Source organism: Geodermatophilus sp. SYSU D00814 (assembly GCF_054050055.1).
The window spans coordinates 20946-34193 of record NZ_JBJGYP010000040.1; the positions used below are offsets into that span (position 1 = coordinate 20946).

17 protein-coding genes and 1 tRNA gene are annotated in these 13248 nt (G+C 76.1%); 9 read left to right on the top strand and 9 right to left on the bottom strand.

Annotation, left to right across the window (positions count from 1 at the left end; genetic code table 11):
* The first annotated feature begins 105 nt into the window (after nt 1–105).
* From ACI780_RS22010 to ACI780_RS22035, 6 genes are all read left to right on the top strand, one after another.
* Nucleotides 106–1611 (top strand): mannitol dehydrogenase family protein, encoded by a 1506-nt coding sequence (locus ACI780_RS22010; protein WP_457005776.1) that lies wholly within the window; start codon nt 106–108, stop codon nt 1609–1611.
* Entirely contained in the window at nt 1608–2339 is a 732-nt protein-coding gene (locus ACI780_RS22015) for an HAD family hydrolase (protein WP_457005778.1), read from the top strand. The genes ACI780_RS22010 and ACI780_RS22015 overlap by 4 nt, the downstream gene beginning before the upstream one ends.
* 78 nt (nt 2340–2417) lie before the next feature.
* The gene (locus ACI780_RS22020; RefSeq protein WP_457005780.1) at nt 2418–3359 is read left to right on the top strand and encodes a 3-hydroxyacyl-CoA dehydrogenase NAD-binding domain-containing protein; all 942 of its coding nucleotides are present in this window, start codon (nt 2418–2420) and stop codon (nt 3357–3359) included.
* Nucleotides 3359–4096 carry an acetoacetate decarboxylase gene (locus ACI780_RS22025; protein WP_457005782.1) on the top strand — a complete coding sequence of 246 codons (738 nt, stop codon included), beginning with the start codon at nt 3359–3361 and terminating at the stop codon, nt 4094–4096. The genes ACI780_RS22020 and ACI780_RS22025 overlap by 1 nt, the downstream gene beginning before the upstream one ends.
* A 14-nt stretch (nt 4097–4110) precedes the next feature.
* Entirely contained in the window at nt 4111–5334 is a 1224-nt protein-coding gene (locus ACI780_RS22030; RefSeq protein ID WP_457005784.1) for a CaiB/BaiF CoA transferase family protein, read from the top strand.
* 97 nt (nt 5335–5431) lie between these two features.
* The gene (locus ACI780_RS22035; protein WP_456870392.1) at nt 5432–5680 is read left to right on the top strand and encodes a hypothetical protein; all 249 of its coding nucleotides are present in this window, start codon (nt 5432–5434) and stop codon (nt 5678–5680) included.
* A gap of 8 nt (nt 5681–5688) precedes the next feature.
* Here ACI780_RS22035 and ACI780_RS22040 read toward each other — a convergent pair whose 3' ends face one another.
* The 4 genes from ACI780_RS22040 to ACI780_RS22055 form a co-directional block, all read right to left on the bottom strand.
* On the bottom strand, nt 5689–5970 hold the full coding sequence (locus ACI780_RS22040; RefSeq protein WP_456870391.1) for a ubiquitin-like small modifier protein 1: 282 nt from the start codon (nt 5968–5970) through the stop codon (nt 5689–5691).
* The gene (locus ACI780_RS22045; protein WP_457005787.1) at nt 5967–7049 is read right to left on the bottom strand and encodes a WD40/YVTN/BNR-like repeat-containing protein; all 1083 of its coding nucleotides are present in this window, start codon (nt 7047–7049) and stop codon (nt 5967–5969) included. Before ACI780_RS22045 ends, ACI780_RS22040 begins: the two co-directional genes overlap by 4 nt.
* A gap of 84 nt (nt 7050–7133) precedes the next feature.
* Entirely contained in the window at nt 7134–7547 is a 414-nt protein-coding gene (locus ACI780_RS22050; protein WP_456870389.1) for a hypothetical protein, read from the bottom strand.
* A gap of 62 nt (nt 7548–7609) precedes the next feature.
* Nucleotides 7610–8815 carry a L,D-transpeptidase gene (locus ACI780_RS22055; RefSeq protein ID WP_457005789.1) on the bottom strand — a complete coding sequence of 402 codons (1206 nt, stop codon included), beginning with the start codon at nt 8813–8815 and terminating at the stop codon, nt 7610–7612.
* Between the two features lie 173 nt (nt 8816–8988).
* Here ACI780_RS22055 and ACI780_RS22060 point away from each other — a divergent pair.
* Nucleotides 8989–9061: transfer RNA gene (locus tag ACI780_RS22060), tRNA-Lys, on the top strand.
* 62 nt (nt 9062–9123) lie between these two features.
* Here the strand turns inward: ACI780_RS22060 and ACI780_RS22065 are convergent.
* The 5 genes from ACI780_RS22065 to ACI780_RS22085 form a co-directional block, all read right to left on the bottom strand.
* Nucleotides 9124–9423 carry an antibiotic biosynthesis monooxygenase family protein gene (locus tag ACI780_RS22065; protein WP_457005791.1) on the bottom strand — a complete coding sequence of 100 codons (300 nt, stop codon included), beginning with the start codon at nt 9421–9423 and terminating at the stop codon, nt 9124–9126.
* A gap of 8 nt (nt 9424–9431) precedes the next feature.
* Nucleotides 9432–9623: a DNA-binding protein gene (locus ACI780_RS22070; RefSeq protein ID WP_457005793.1), complete on the bottom strand. Its 192-nt coding sequence runs from the start codon at nt 9621–9623 to the stop codon at nt 9432–9434.
* Nucleotides 9624–9699: 76 nt separating this feature from the next.
* Nucleotides 9700–10293, bottom strand: a complete 594-nt coding sequence (locus ACI780_RS22075; RefSeq protein WP_457005795.1) for a hypothetical protein — start codon at nt 10291–10293, stop codon at nt 9700–9702.
* 9 nt (nt 10294–10302) lie between these two features.
* Nucleotides 10303–11442, bottom strand: a complete 1140-nt coding sequence (locus ACI780_RS22080; RefSeq protein ID WP_457005798.1) for a zinc-dependent alcohol dehydrogenase — start codon at nt 11440–11442, stop codon at nt 10303–10305.
* A gap of 95 nt (nt 11443–11537) precedes the next feature.
* Nucleotides 11538–12011 (bottom strand): MarR family winged helix-turn-helix transcriptional regulator, encoded by a 474-nt coding sequence (locus ACI780_RS22085; RefSeq protein ID WP_457005796.1) that lies wholly within the window; start codon nt 12009–12011, stop codon nt 11538–11540.
* A 59-nt stretch (nt 12012–12070) separates the two neighbouring features.
* On the opposite strand from ACI780_RS22085, the gene ACI780_RS22090 reads away from it, so the two are divergent.
* Nucleotides 12071–12700, top strand: coding sequence for an NAD(P)-dependent oxidoreductase (locus tag ACI780_RS22090; protein WP_456870383.1), 630 nt, complete (start codon nt 12071–12073; stop codon nt 12698–12700).
* Nucleotides 12697–13248 (top strand): SDR family oxidoreductase (locus tag ACI780_RS22095; protein WP_457005797.1); only part of this gene is annotated, 552 nt, incomplete at its 3' end. The genes ACI780_RS22090 and ACI780_RS22095, both read left to right, overlap by 4 nt.

Here is a 13248-nt window from a genome sequence, read left to right on the forward strand (position 1 = left end):
CACCGCCGCCGTTCCGGATTGACCCGGTACGCCGCTGGGCACCGGCGTGGGGCGGTCACGGGTGAGCAGCCACCCCGGGCCGCCCCTCCATCCCGAGAGATCCCGATGACGTCTGCCCCCACCCGGGCCGCGGCTCCCGCCGTCCCCCTGTCCGACCGGACCCTCGCCGACCTCCCGTCCGAGGTCTCCGTCCCCTCCTACGACCGGGCCGCGCTGCGTCCCGGGATCGTGCACATCGGCGTCGGCGGCTTCCACCGCGCCCACCAGGCCGTCTACCTCGACGAGCTCGCCCGCCGGGGCGAGACCGGCTGGGGCGTGGTCGGGGTCGGCCTGCACAGCCGCGAGATCGGCGAGGTCCTCGCCGGCCAGGACCGGCTCTGGACCGTGGTCGAGCGGGCCGCCGACGGCGACCGCGCCACCGTCGTCGGCGCGCTGACCCGCTACCTGTACGCCCCCGACGACCCGGAGGCGGTGCTCGCGGCGCTCGCCGACGAGCGCACCCGCCTGGTGACGCTGACGATCACCGGCACCGGCTACCGCATCGACGCGCACACCGGCGAGTTCGACGCCGACGACCCCCACGTCGCCCGCGACCTGGAGGACCCCGGCACTCCCGAGACGGTCTTCGGCTACCTCGTGGAGGCGCTGTCCCGCCGCCGCGAGGCCGGCCGGCCGCCGTTCACCGTGCTGTCCTGCGACAACATGCAGTCCAACGGCGCGGCGGCGCGCACCGCGGTGGTGTCCTTCGCCCGCCTGCGCGACGAGGACCTCGCCGACTGGATCGACGCGCACGTCGCCTTCCCCAGCAGCATGGTCGACCGCATCACGCCGAACACCACCCGCGAGGACCGGGACGCGATCGCCGCGGAGACCGGCGTCGACGACCGGTGGCCGGTGGTCACCGAGCCGTTCCGCCAGTGGGTCGTCGAGGACTCCTTCTGCAACGGGCGGCCCCCGCTGGAGGAGGTCGGCGTCCAGCTCGTCGAGGACGTCTCGCCCTACGAGACCGTCAAGACGCGGCTGCTCAACGCCGGGCACAGCGCCATCGCCTACCTGGGCTACCTCGCCGGCCTGCGGACGACGGCGGACGTGATGGCCGACCCGGTGTTCCGCACGTTCCTCACCCGCCTCATGGCCGAGGAGATCGCGCCGCACCTGCCCGAGGTCCCCGGCGTCGACCTCGACGAGTACCAGGCCACGCTGCTCGACCGGCTGGCCAACCCCCGGATGGCCGACCAGCTGGCGCGGCTGTCCCGGCGGGGCTCGTCCAAGATCCCGAACTACCTGCTGCCCTCGGTGCGGGCGGCGATGGAGGCGGGCACGCCGCACCAGCTGCTGTGCGTCGCCGTGGCCGGCTGGCTGCGGTTCCTCCGCGGGCACGACTACGCCGGCGAGGAGGTGCCGATCCAGGGCCCGCGCACCGACCTCGTGCCGGTCGCGCAGGAGGCCGGCAGCGACGCGGCACCCCTGCTGTCGGAGGAGTCGGTCTTCGACCACGTCGGCCGCGACCCCCGCTTCGCCGAGTGCGTCCAGCGGGCGCTGTCGGGCCTGGAGCGGCAGGGCCCGCGCGAGGTCGTCGAGGAGTTCCTGGCCGCGGGTGGGGACGCGTGAGCGGCACCGCCCTCGACCCGGCCGCGGTGACCACGCTGCTGTGCGACGCCGACGGCACGCTGTTCCCCTCCGAGGAGCCGGCGTACGCGGCGTCCGCCGACGTCACGAACCGGTTCCTCGCCGGGCTGGGGGCCGGCCGGGTTTTCGCCCCGGACGAGCTGCAGCGCATGACCAACGGCAAGAACTTCCGGGCCGCCGCCGCCGAGCTCGCCGCCGGCCACGGCCGCGAGCTCACCCGCGCCGACCTCGAGGACTGGGTGGCCGAGGAGAAGGACGTCGTCACCGCGCACCTGCGCACCGTCCTGCGCCCCGACCCCGCCGTGCGGGAACCGCTGGAGCGCCTGGCCGGCCGGTTCGCGCTGGCGGCGGTGACCTCCAGCGCGTCCTCGCGGCTGGCCGCCTGCCTGCAGGTCACGGGCCTCGACCCGCTGTTCCACCCGGGCCGCCGGTTCAGCGCCGAGGACTCGCTGACCGAGCCGACGAGCAAGCCCGACCCGGCCGTGTACGTGTACGCCGGCGCCACCATCGGGGTCGGCCCGGCCGAGGCGGTCGCCGTGGAGGACTCGGTGAACGGCGCCCGCTCGGCGGTGGCCGCCGGGTTCCCGACGATCGGGCTGCTGCAGTTCGTGCCCGAGGCCGACCGGCACGACCGCACCGGGGCGCTGCGCGAGGCCGGGGTCGCCGCGGTCGCCGGGTCGTGGTCGGAGGTGGAGCAGCTGCTGCGCTGAGACGTGACCTGGGTCGCATCTCGCGGCCGGGTGTGTTCCGATGCCCGCGGGGATCGGACGAGCACACCGGGAGCGCACGTGGACCCGAGCCAGGGCACCGTCGCGGTCGTCGGGGCCGGCACCATCGGACTCTCGTGGGCGGCGCTGTTCGCCGCCCACGGCCGCACCGTCCGCGTGCAGGACCCGCGGCCCGACGTCGGTCCCGAGGTGGCGGCGGCGGTGCGCCACCACACGCGGCTGCAGCCGCAGGCCGGGGACCCCGACGAGCTGCTGACCCGCATCGAGGTGGTCGGCGACGTCGAGGCCGCCGTCAGCGGCGCCGGCGTCGTCCAGGAGAACGCCCCCGAGCGGCTGCCGCTCAAGCAGGAGCTCCTCGCCCGGATCGAGGCCGCCGCACCGGAGCGGGCGCTGATCGCCTCGTCGACGTCGGCGCTCATGCCCAGCGACCTGGCGCGGGAGATGCGCACCCCGGAGCGGCTGGTGGTCGGCCACCCGTTCAACCCGCCGGAGGTGCTGCCGCTGGTCGAGGTGGTGCCCGGCGAGCGGACCGCGCCGTGGGCGGTGGAGGCGGCGGTCGCGTTCTACCGCTCGGTCGGCCGTAAACCGGTGGTCCTGCACCGGGAGATCGGCGGCTTCGTCGCCAACCGGCTCCAGTCCACCCTGTTCCGCGAGTGCGTGTGGCTGGTGTCCCAGGGCGTGGTCAGCGCCGCCGAGCTCGACGAGATCGTCACCGAGTCCATCGGCGTCCGGTGGGCGACGGCCGGCCCGTTCGAGAGCTTCCACCTCGGCGGCGGGCCGGGCGGCATGCGGCACTTCCTCGAGCACCTGGGCCCGGGCATGGCCCGGCGCTGGAAGGTCGTCGAGCAGCCCGAGCTCGACGAGGCGACCGTCGAGCTGGTCAGCGGCCAGGTGGAGGAGCGCTTCGCCGGGCGGACCTACGAGCAGCTGACCGAGGCCCGCGACCGCGCCCAGCTGGCGGTCATCCGGGCGCGGGACGCCGCGCGCGACGGGGAGGGCTGATGGACGCCGACGAGGTCCGCCGGCAGTCGACGACGCCGCTCGGCGCGCCCGCCTACCCGGCCGGGCGCTACCGGTTCACCGGCCGCGAGTACCTCAACATCCTGTACCGGACCGACGCCGAGGCGATGCGGCGCGTGGTGCCCGAACCGCTCACGGTCGGCGACCCGCTGGTCAAGTTCGAGGTCATGCGGATGCCCGACGTCACCGGCCTGGGGTCGTTCACCGAGTCCGGTCAGGTGCTGCAGGTCCAGTACGAGGGCGAGAGCGCCGACTACCTGCACGCCATGTACGTCGACAGCCTGGCCTCGATCGCCAGCGGCCGGGAGATCAGCGCGTTCCCCAAGAAGTCGGGGACGCCGCGCCTCTACGTCGACTCCGACACCCTCGTCGGCACGCTGGACTACGGGACGCTGCGGGTGGCCACCGCGACCATGGGCTACAAGCACGCGCCGATGAGCGACGAGGACGCGATCGCCGAGATCGGCCGACCCACCTTCGGCCTGAAGGTGCTCCCGGGCTACGACCGGCGGCCGCGGATCCTGGAGCTGGTGCGCAGCCAGATCACCGACGTCACCGTCCGCGGGGCCTGGACCGGCCCGGCGCGGCTGCAGCTGTTCGAGCACGCGCTCGCGCCGCTCGCCGACCTGCCCGTGCGCGAGGTCGTCTCGGCCAGCCACCTGCTCACCGACCTCACCCTGGGCCGGGCGAGCCCGGTCTTCGACTACCTGCAGGACTGAAGGGGGAGCAGGCCGTGACCGCACCGCTGGCGGGCGTGCGCGTGGTCGAGGTGGCCAACTGGATGGCCGCTCCGGGTGCCGCCGCGCTGATGGCCGACATGGGTGCCGATGTCGTCAAGGTCGAGCCGCTGCGCGGCGACGCCATGCGCGGGGCCACCCGGCAGCCGCAGGTCCCCGAGGGGCAGGACCCGGTCGACGCCGCCTTCGAGATGGACAACCGCGGCAAGCGCAGCATCGCCGTCGCCGTCAACGAGGCGCGCGGCGCCGACCTGGTGCGCCGGCTGGCCGCCGGCGCCGACGTCTTCCTCTGCAACCTGCTGCCGGCCCGGCAGACGCGCTTCGGCCTGGACGCGGCGACCCTGCACGGGCTCAACCCGCGGCTGGTGCACGCCACCCTCACCGGTTACGGCCCCGCCGGACCCGACGCGACCCGCCCCGGCTACGACCTCACCGCTTTCTTCGGCCGGGGCGCCGTCCTCGACGCGATGAGCGAGCCGGCCAACCCCGCCCCGCCGCGGCTCCGCCCGGCCCAGGGCGACCACGTCGCCGCGCTGGCCCTCTTCGGCGGCGTGCTCGCCGCGCTGCGCGTGGTCGAGGCCACCGGGGAGGGGCAGGTGGTCGACGTCAGCCTGCTCGCGTCGGCCGCGTGGACGATGTCCAGCGACCTGTCGGCCACCCTCGTCGACGGGATCACGCCCACGCCGCAGGGCCGCGTCGCCCGGCCGCACGCCCTGCACGGCGGGTTCCGCTGCGCCGACCGCCGCTGGATCCTGCTGTTCATGCCCGAGCCGCACTGGTGGGCGCCGTTCTGCGAGGCGGTGGGCCACCCGGAGTGGGTGGAGGACGAGCGCTTCGCGACCCGCGGCGCCCGTGCGGCCCACATGCCGGAGCTGACCCGGCTGATGGACGAGGCCTTCGCCACCCGCCCGCTGTCGGAGTGGGGCGCGACCTTCGACGAGCGGGGCTTCATCTGGGGACCGGCGTCCACCGTCGCGGAGTTCGCCGCCGACGAGCAGGCCGCCGCCGACGGGCTGTTCCCCGAGGTCGACGACGGCTCGGGACGCCGGTTCCGCACCGTCCGCGCGCCGCTGCAGCTCCGGGGCGCCGACGTCGGGCCGCGCGGGCGCGCGCCGCGGGTCGGTGAGCACACCGCCGCCGTCCTCACCGGTCTCGGCGTCGCGGCGGACGACCTCGCCGCCCTCGTGCGTGACGGCGTCGTCGCGGGGCCCGTGGCCTGAGGGCCGGGTGGTGCCGGTGGGGCGGCCGTGACCGGCGGTGGCGGACACGCGGCGGCCGGTGCTCGTCCGAGCCCCGCACGCCTCGGACGCTGACGGCATGACGACGACCGCCTACTCCTACGGGACAGCCCACGCCGTCGTGATGGTGGGCTCGGTCGGCTCGCCCGACGGGCTCCAGCCGCGGCAGATCGGGCCGGCGCACGCCACCATCGGCCGGGTGCAGGGCCGCAGCCGCAAGTCGCTGTGCGGCTCCTACGTCGCCGTCGACGACGAGACGGTCTGGCCGCCGGAGGGCTACGAGGACTCCCAGCTGTGCCCGGAGTGCGCCGAGCTCGCCCGCCTCTGACCCGCCGCTCAGCCCCCCGCCACCGAGGGCAGCACCTCGACGACGGCGCCGTCGCGCACCGTGGTGTGCACGCCCGCGGCGAAGCGCACGTCGTCGCCGTCGACGTAGACGTTGACGAACCGGCGCAGCGCCCCGGACTCGTCGCGGATGCGCCGCTCGAGGACGGGGTGCTCGGCGGCCAGCGCGTCGAGCAGGCCGGCCACCGTCGCCGGCGGCGGGTCGACCTCCAGCCGCCGCCGGCCGCCGGCGAGGTCGGCGAGCACGCCCGGCAGCAGCACCTCGACGCTCACGTCAGCCGGGCCGCGCGCACGCACAGCACGTCGGGCAGGTGGGCGGCGACCCGGGTGAACGACTCCCCCTCGTCGGCGCTGGCGTAGACGCAGCCGTCGCGGGTGCCCACGTACACCCCGGTGGGCTCGGCCTCGTCGACGCAGACGGCGTCGCGCAGCACCGCCGTCCAGCAGCCGTCGGGCAGCCCGGCGCCGAGCTCGGTCCAGCTCGCCCCGCCGTCGCGGGTGCGGTGGACCCGCAGCCGGCCGCCCGGTGGCGTCCGGTCGGCGTCGGCGACCAGCGGGACGACCCAGGCGGTGCCCGGGGTCCGCGGGGAGGCGGCCACCGGGAAGCCGAAGTCGGCGGGCAGCCCGCCGGCGATCGAGGTCCAGGTGCCGCCGGCGTCGTCGGTGCGGAAGACGCCGAAGTGGTTCTGCGCGTACAGCCGGTCGGGGTCCCCGGCGTCGACGGCGACCTTGTGCACGCACTGGCCGTACTCCGGCGGCGGGCCGGGGAGGAACGAGGTGGTGATGCCGGAGTTGCGCGGCTGCCACGTCGAGCCGCCGTCGTCGCTGACGTAGACGCCGCCGGTGCTCATCGCCACCACGACGCGGTCGCCGGTCGGGTGCGGCAGCACGGTGTGCACGGCACCGCCCCCGCCGCCGGGCTCCCAGGTGGGCCGGTGCGGGTGGTCCCACAGCCCGCGGACCAGCGCGAAGCTGCGGCCGCCGTCGTCGCTGCGCCACAGCGAGTGCGGCTCGCAGCCGGCCCAGACGACGCCGGGCCGCGCGGCGGCGTCGGGGCGCAGCTGCCACACGCGGGCCAGCGCGGCGCCGGTGTCGGCGGGGAAGGCGATGGCGCCCTCCGGCGTCTCGTGCCAGCTGCCACCGAGGTCGTCGGACCAGGTGACCGTGGGACCCCAGTGCCCGTACTGGACGCCGGCCAGCACGCGCGGCACCGCCTCCCGGGTGTCGACGGCGACCGCGGCGACCTCCTGGGCCACCAGGTGCGGCCCGTCCAGGCGCCAGGTGCGGCGGTCGTCGTCGCTGCGGGCCAGCCACAGCCCCTTGCGCGTGCCGATGGCGATCAGGTCGGCCACGGCGTCCTCCGGTGTCCGGGGGCCCGGCCGGCCCCGCCCACCAGGACCGACCGCGGCGGCGCCCGGAACTGAGCGGTGCCCCGCTCAGCGGCGGGTGGCGCCCCCGGGGCCGTCGCCGGAGACCCCGGCGTGGCCGTCGCGGTCGGCCAGGCCGGGCGCGAGCTTCTCGGCCTCGGCCCGCAGCTTCTCGGCGGCCGACGCGTGCTCCTTCGCCGACGCCGCCCGCTGGCGGGCCTCCTGCTCGGCCAGGCGGGTGCGCTCCTCGACCTCGGCGCGCTCGCGGCGGGCCCGCGCCGCCTGCTCCTCGGCCAGCGCCTGCTCCTTCTCCGCCTGCGCCCCGCGCAGCCGTGCCTCCTCCAGCCGCTCGCGCGCCTCCAGGCGCTGCTGCTCGCGGCGCCGGGCGCCGGCCACCCGGCTGCGCTTGGCCAGGGCCAGCGCGACCAGCGCCAGCACCACCACCGCGACGACGACGATGAGGACGATCACCCAGGTGTCCACGACGCATCTCCCTCCCGAAGACAGCCGGGAAGTGCCCTGGTCAGGCGGTCAGGAAACGGAGATCACGACAGTGCGCTGCCGGCCCGCCACTGGTCCCAGGGGACGGTCCAGTCGTCGATGTCGGAGGCCAGCGTGCCGGCGCCGGAGTTGACGATCTCGACGACGTCGCCCGGCTGGGAGAAGTCGAAGAACCAGCGGGCGTTCTCCGTCGAGAGGTTGATGCAGCCGTGGGAGACGTTCTCCCGGCCCTGCTGCGCCACCGACCACGGGGCGCCGTGGACGAACTCCCCGCTGTCGGACAGCCGCACGGCCCACTGCACCGGGGTGCGGTAGCCGCCGGGGCTGTCGACCGGCACGCCGTAGGTGCTGGAGTCCATGATCCGCTCGGCGTTGAGCTCGGTGACCACGTGCGGCCCGTTGTAGCTCGGGTTGTCCGGGCTGCCGGCGCTCATCGGGAAGTCCTGGACGAGCTGGTCGCCGTCGAAGACCTGCAGCCGGTGGGTGGCGGCGTCGGCGATCGAGACGTGCTTCGCGCCGACGTGGAAGGAGACCGTGCGGTCCTTCTCGCCCCACACGCCGCCACCGAGGGGGACCCCCTGGAGGTCGGCCTCCAGGGTCACGTCGGTCTCGGCCGGCCAGTACTGCGAGGGCCGGAAGTGCACCTCGGTGTCGCTGATCCAGCTCCACACGCCGTCGGTCGGGGTCGAGCTGGTGACCAGCAGGCGGCTCTCGACCGCGGCCTTGTCGGTGACCGGCTGCTCGAAGTAGACGCGGATCGGCATGCCGACGCCGACGGTCTGGCCGTCCAGCGGGCCGATCGCGGGCGTGGCCAGTGCGTCCGGGACGGCGGTGGTGAAGGTGCTGGTGGCCTCGGCGCGCTCGTCGTCGGCGTTGGTGGCGGCGGCGGTCAGGGTGTAGGTGCTGCCGTAGTCCAGCGCCCCGTCGGCCGTCCACACCTCGGTGCCCTCGGTGGCGCCGTCGGCGACCTGCCCGGGGACCTCGGTGCCGGCGTCGTCGGTCACCGTCACGTCACCCAGCTCGCCGTCGGTGACGGAGATCTCCAGCGGGAGTCCCGGGGCGACGTCGACGGCGCCGTCGGCGGGCGCCAGCTGCAGCTGGGGAGGGGGTGCGTCGGCGGCCGTGGTGGCCGACGCCGACGTCGAGGGCGAGGAGGACGAGGCCGCGGAGGACCCCTGGCCGTTCCCCGCGGTGCACCCGCTGAGCAGGGCCAGGGCCCCCGCCGTGACCAGCGCCGCTGTCCGTCGCACGCTCGCTGCCCGCCCTTCGTCCGACCGCCCGCGCCCGGCCGGGCGCGAGTGCAACCCGTCCAGTGTCCACGTCCAGGGCGGACGACGGCCGTCTCCGCGTCCCGCCCCCGGCGGCGACCGCCTGCCGGGCGCTGGTATCGTCGTCGCTCGGAACCCGGTCACCCGGGCGACACGCGCCATTAGCTCAATTGGCAGAGCAGCTGACTCTTAATCAGCGGGTTCGGGGTTCGAGTCCCTGATGGCGCACAGCACACGGAGCGGTCTCTCCCCGGTGGGAGGGACCGCTCCCGTCGTCTCGGTGCCTGTGTTCACGGTGGCGCCCCTTCGAGCAGGAGCTCCTGGCGGGTGGTGAGCGGGGCCAGCGCCGCGTCGAGGGCGCGGTAGTCCTCGCCCCACCGCGCGAGGAACGCCGCCCACGCCGCCGCGTCGCGCCAGCGGTCGACGGTGAGGAAGCGGGTCCCGCCGTCGACACCGCGGAAGAGCTCCGTGCCGGCGAAGCCCGGAGCCCGGGCGAACAGCCGCGCCCAGTCGCCGTCGGCCCCGTAGGCGGCGACGAACCGGCCGGCCGCTCCCGGCGGGACCTCGTAGGCCCAGATCCGCAGGTACACGGGCGGGGTCAGCCGAGCGCGAGCCCGTGCTTGGCGAGGGCCTCGTCGAGGATCCGCAGCGCCCTCGGGCCCACGCCGTGCAGCGCGGCCAGCGTGGTGCGCGGGACCCCGGCCAGCTGCCCCAGGCCGGTGTACCCGGCGCCGTGCAGCGCGCGGGTGGCCGGGGCGCCGATGCGGGGCAGCTCGTCGAGCGGGGTCACGGTCGGGGACGGTAGCCCGGAGCGTGTGCGCCGGCGCCGCGTCCGCGCCCCGGGAACGCGGCCTGCGCGCACACGTTCAGCCGCGGACGGCGCGCACCACCCTCCGGGCGCCGAGCACCGCGGCACCGGCGCCGGCGAGCCACGGCCCCACGACCACCACCGGGTCGAGCAGCTGGTGGCGGGCGTCGCTGCGGCCCCGCCGCGACCGCAGCCCGCCGCGGGTGAACTCGCTCCGCAGGCCGGTGGCGGGCACGTCGGGACGCAGGGTCGCGAACGACCGCAGGTGGTGCTCCCACGCGTCGACCCGGTCGCCGGCGATCAGCAGCAGCCAGTGCGCGAGCCGGCCCTCGCTGAACCGGGTGTAGGCGTACCGGCGGATCGCCCCCGACAGGCCGCGCAGCGGCTGGGCGGTGCCGAACACCGGCGTGACGAAGGCGTGCTCGATCGAGCGCTCGCGCCCCTCCCCGCCCGGCTGGCGCTCCGGGAAGTCCCAGTGGGCGCCGGTGTCGGCCGGGTACTGCAGCTTCGGGTGCGAGGGCCGGTCGGCCGGGTCGAGGTCGGCGCCCCAGCCGGGGATGCGGGCGCGCAGCTCCTCCCGGCTGGGCGGTGGGGTGCGCTTGTCCCGGACGTAGGCACTCGGGATGGCACTCGGGACGTCGGGCTCGGTCACGGTTGCTCCTCAGGCCGCGTCGGGCACGATCACCGGCTTGATGCAGCCGTCGAGCTTGCTGGAGAACACGTGGTAGGCCTCCGCGATCTCCTCCAGCGGGAAGCGGTGGGTGACCACCGCGCGCGGGGTCAGGTGGCCGTTGCGGACGTGCTCGAACATCCGCGGCCACTGCCGCTTGACCGGCGTCTGGTTCATCCGCAGGGTCAGGCCCTTGTTCAGCGCGTCGCCGAACTTCACCGCGTTGGGGATCGGCCCGTAGGCGCCGACGACGGCGACCGTGCCGCCCTTGCGCACGCCGTCGATGGCCCAGTTCAGCGCCACCGGCGACCCGCCCTGCAGCTTGAGCTTCGTCCCGGTGACGTGCTGCAGGAGGTTGCCGTCGGCTTCCGCGCCGACCGCCTCGATGACGACGTCGGCGCCCAGGTGGTCGGTCTGCTCCTTCAGCTCGACGACGACGTCGTCGACCTCGTCGTAGTCCAGCGTCTCGGCGTGGGCCATGGTCCGCGCCTTCTCCAGCCGCTCCCGCAGGTGGTCGACCACGATCACCCGGCCGGCGCCCATCAGCCACGCCGACTGCGCGGCGACCAGGCCGACCGGCCCGGCGCCGAGGACGACGACCGTGTCCCCCTCGGCGATCTCGCCGAGCTGCGCGCCGAAGTAGCCGGTCGCGGCGGCGTCGGTCATCACGACGGCGTCCTCGTCGTGCATCCAGTCGGGGATCCGCACCGGGCCGACGTCGGCGAACGGCACCCGCACGAACTGCGACTGGCCGCCGTCATAGCCGCCGGTGGTGTGCGAGTAGCCGTAGATGCCGCCGACGGCGGTGGCGTTGGGGTTGACGTTGTGGCAGTTGGAGTACAGGCCTCGGGCGCAGAACCAGCACGACCCGCAGAAGACGTTGAACGGCACCATCACCCGGTCCCCGACCTGCAGGTTCTGCACGGAGGAGCCCACCTCGTCGACGACGCCGATGAACTCGTGGCCGAAGGTGTGGCCGATCCGGGTGTCCGGCATGAGGCCGTGGTAGAGGTGCAGGTCGGAGCCGCAGATGGCCGCCAGCGTCACCCGGACGATCGCGTCGTTCGGGTGCTCGATCGCCGGGACGTCCTTGTCCTCGACCCGGACCTTGTACGGCCCGCGGTAGACCATCGCCCGCACGCGACCTCCCTGGCTCGACGGGGACCGGAGCTGACCGCCGGTCCTCCCGCCGTGCCCGGCGCCCCCGCGCCGGAAACCGGGCGGGGTCAGTCGGCCGTCGCGCTCAGATCGCCGGGCAGGTCGCCCTCGACGGCCGGTCGCCGGCCGGCGGCCAGGCCGGTGACCTCGGCGAGCAGCCGCCGCAGGACGGGCACCGCCTCGCCGAGCTCCTCCTCCATCCGGGCCAGGATCCCGCCGGCGTCGGCGGCGAGGACGCGCCCGCTGCCGGTCAGCCGCACCAGCCGGCCGCGCCGCCGGGCGGGGTCGGTCACCGTCTCCACCAGCCCGAGCCGCACGAGGCCGGCCACGAGGTCCTGCTGGGCCTGCCGGGTGGTGCCCAGCCGCCGCGCCAGCTCGGCCGGCGCGGTGCCCTGCGGGTCGAGGTAGGCGAAGACCAGCGACTGCGCGCCGCTCAGCCGCGGCCACCCGCGGGCGGCGAGCTCCTCCCGCAGCGCGGCGTCGAACGCCCGGCCGGCCTGCAGCAGCAGGTGGGCCAGCGGCAGCTCTTCCCGCCGTTGCACGGTTGTCAGGTTACCTGACACCATCGGGTCGGGGGAACCGGTACGGGAGGGAGAGCGACGTGGACCTGGTGGTGTTCGGGGCCGCCGGCGGTGTGGGCCGGCACGCGGTGCGGCTGGCGGCCGAGCGCGGCCACGCGGTGGTGGCGGTGGCGCGCAGCGCGGCAGGGCACGCGGGCGTGACGGAGCGCCCCGGGGACGTCCGCGACCCCGCCCTGGTGGCCAAGGCGGTCGAGGGTGCCGACGCCGTCCTGTGGTGCGTCGGCGTCACCAGGGGCTCGGGCGGGGACGTGGGCCGTGCGGTGCTGCCCGGGCTGGTGGCCGCGATGGACGCGGCCGGGGCGCGCCGGTTCGTCGGGGTCTCCGGCGCCGGGGCCGACCTGCCCGGTGACCGCAAGGGCCGCGGCGCCCGGTTCGTCTCCGCCCTCACCCACCGGCTGGCCCGCGACCTGGTGGAGGACAAGGAGGGCGAGTACGAGGTCCTCGCCGGCTCCCGGCTGGAGTGGACGCAGGTCCGCCCGCCGCGGCTCGCCGACCGGCCCGGGACCGGCCGCTACCGCCTCACCTCCGAGGCGCCCGGGCTGCGCGCGGCACCGGTGACCAAGGCCGACGTCGCCCTCGCCATGGTCGAGCTGGCCGAGGGGCGCGAGTGGCTGTCGGCGGCGCCGTTCGTCGTGGCGGCCGACGCGTGAGCATCCTCGTCGCCGGGGCCACCGGCACGGTAGGCAGCGAGGTCGTCCGCCGGCTGGCCGCGCTCGACGCCGACGTGCGCGCCGGCGCCCGCGACCCGGGCCGGGCGGCCGCGGGGCTGCCGGCCGGGGTGCCCGCCGTCCGGCTCGACCTCGAGGACGCCGCGAGCTGGCCGGCCGCGCTCGACGGGGTCGACGCGCTGTTCCTGCTGCGCCCGCCCGACGTCGCCCGGGCCGAGCGGCTGCAGCCCTTCCTCGACGCCGTCGTCGCCGCCGGGGTGCAGCGGGTGGTCCTGCTCTCGGTGCAGGCCGCCGGGCGCAACCCGCTGCTGCCGCACCGGGCGCTGGAGAAGCGGGTGGAGGCCACGGGCCTGGCCTGGACCCACCTGCGGCCGGCGAACTTCCACCAGAACCTGCTCACGGTGCACCGGGAGGAGATGGGGGGGGGGGGGGGGGGGGGGGGGGGGGGGGGGGGGGGGGGGGGGGCGGGGGGCGGGGGGGGGGGCGTGGGCGCGGGGGGGGGGCGGGGGGGGGCGGCCCGGGGGGGGGTG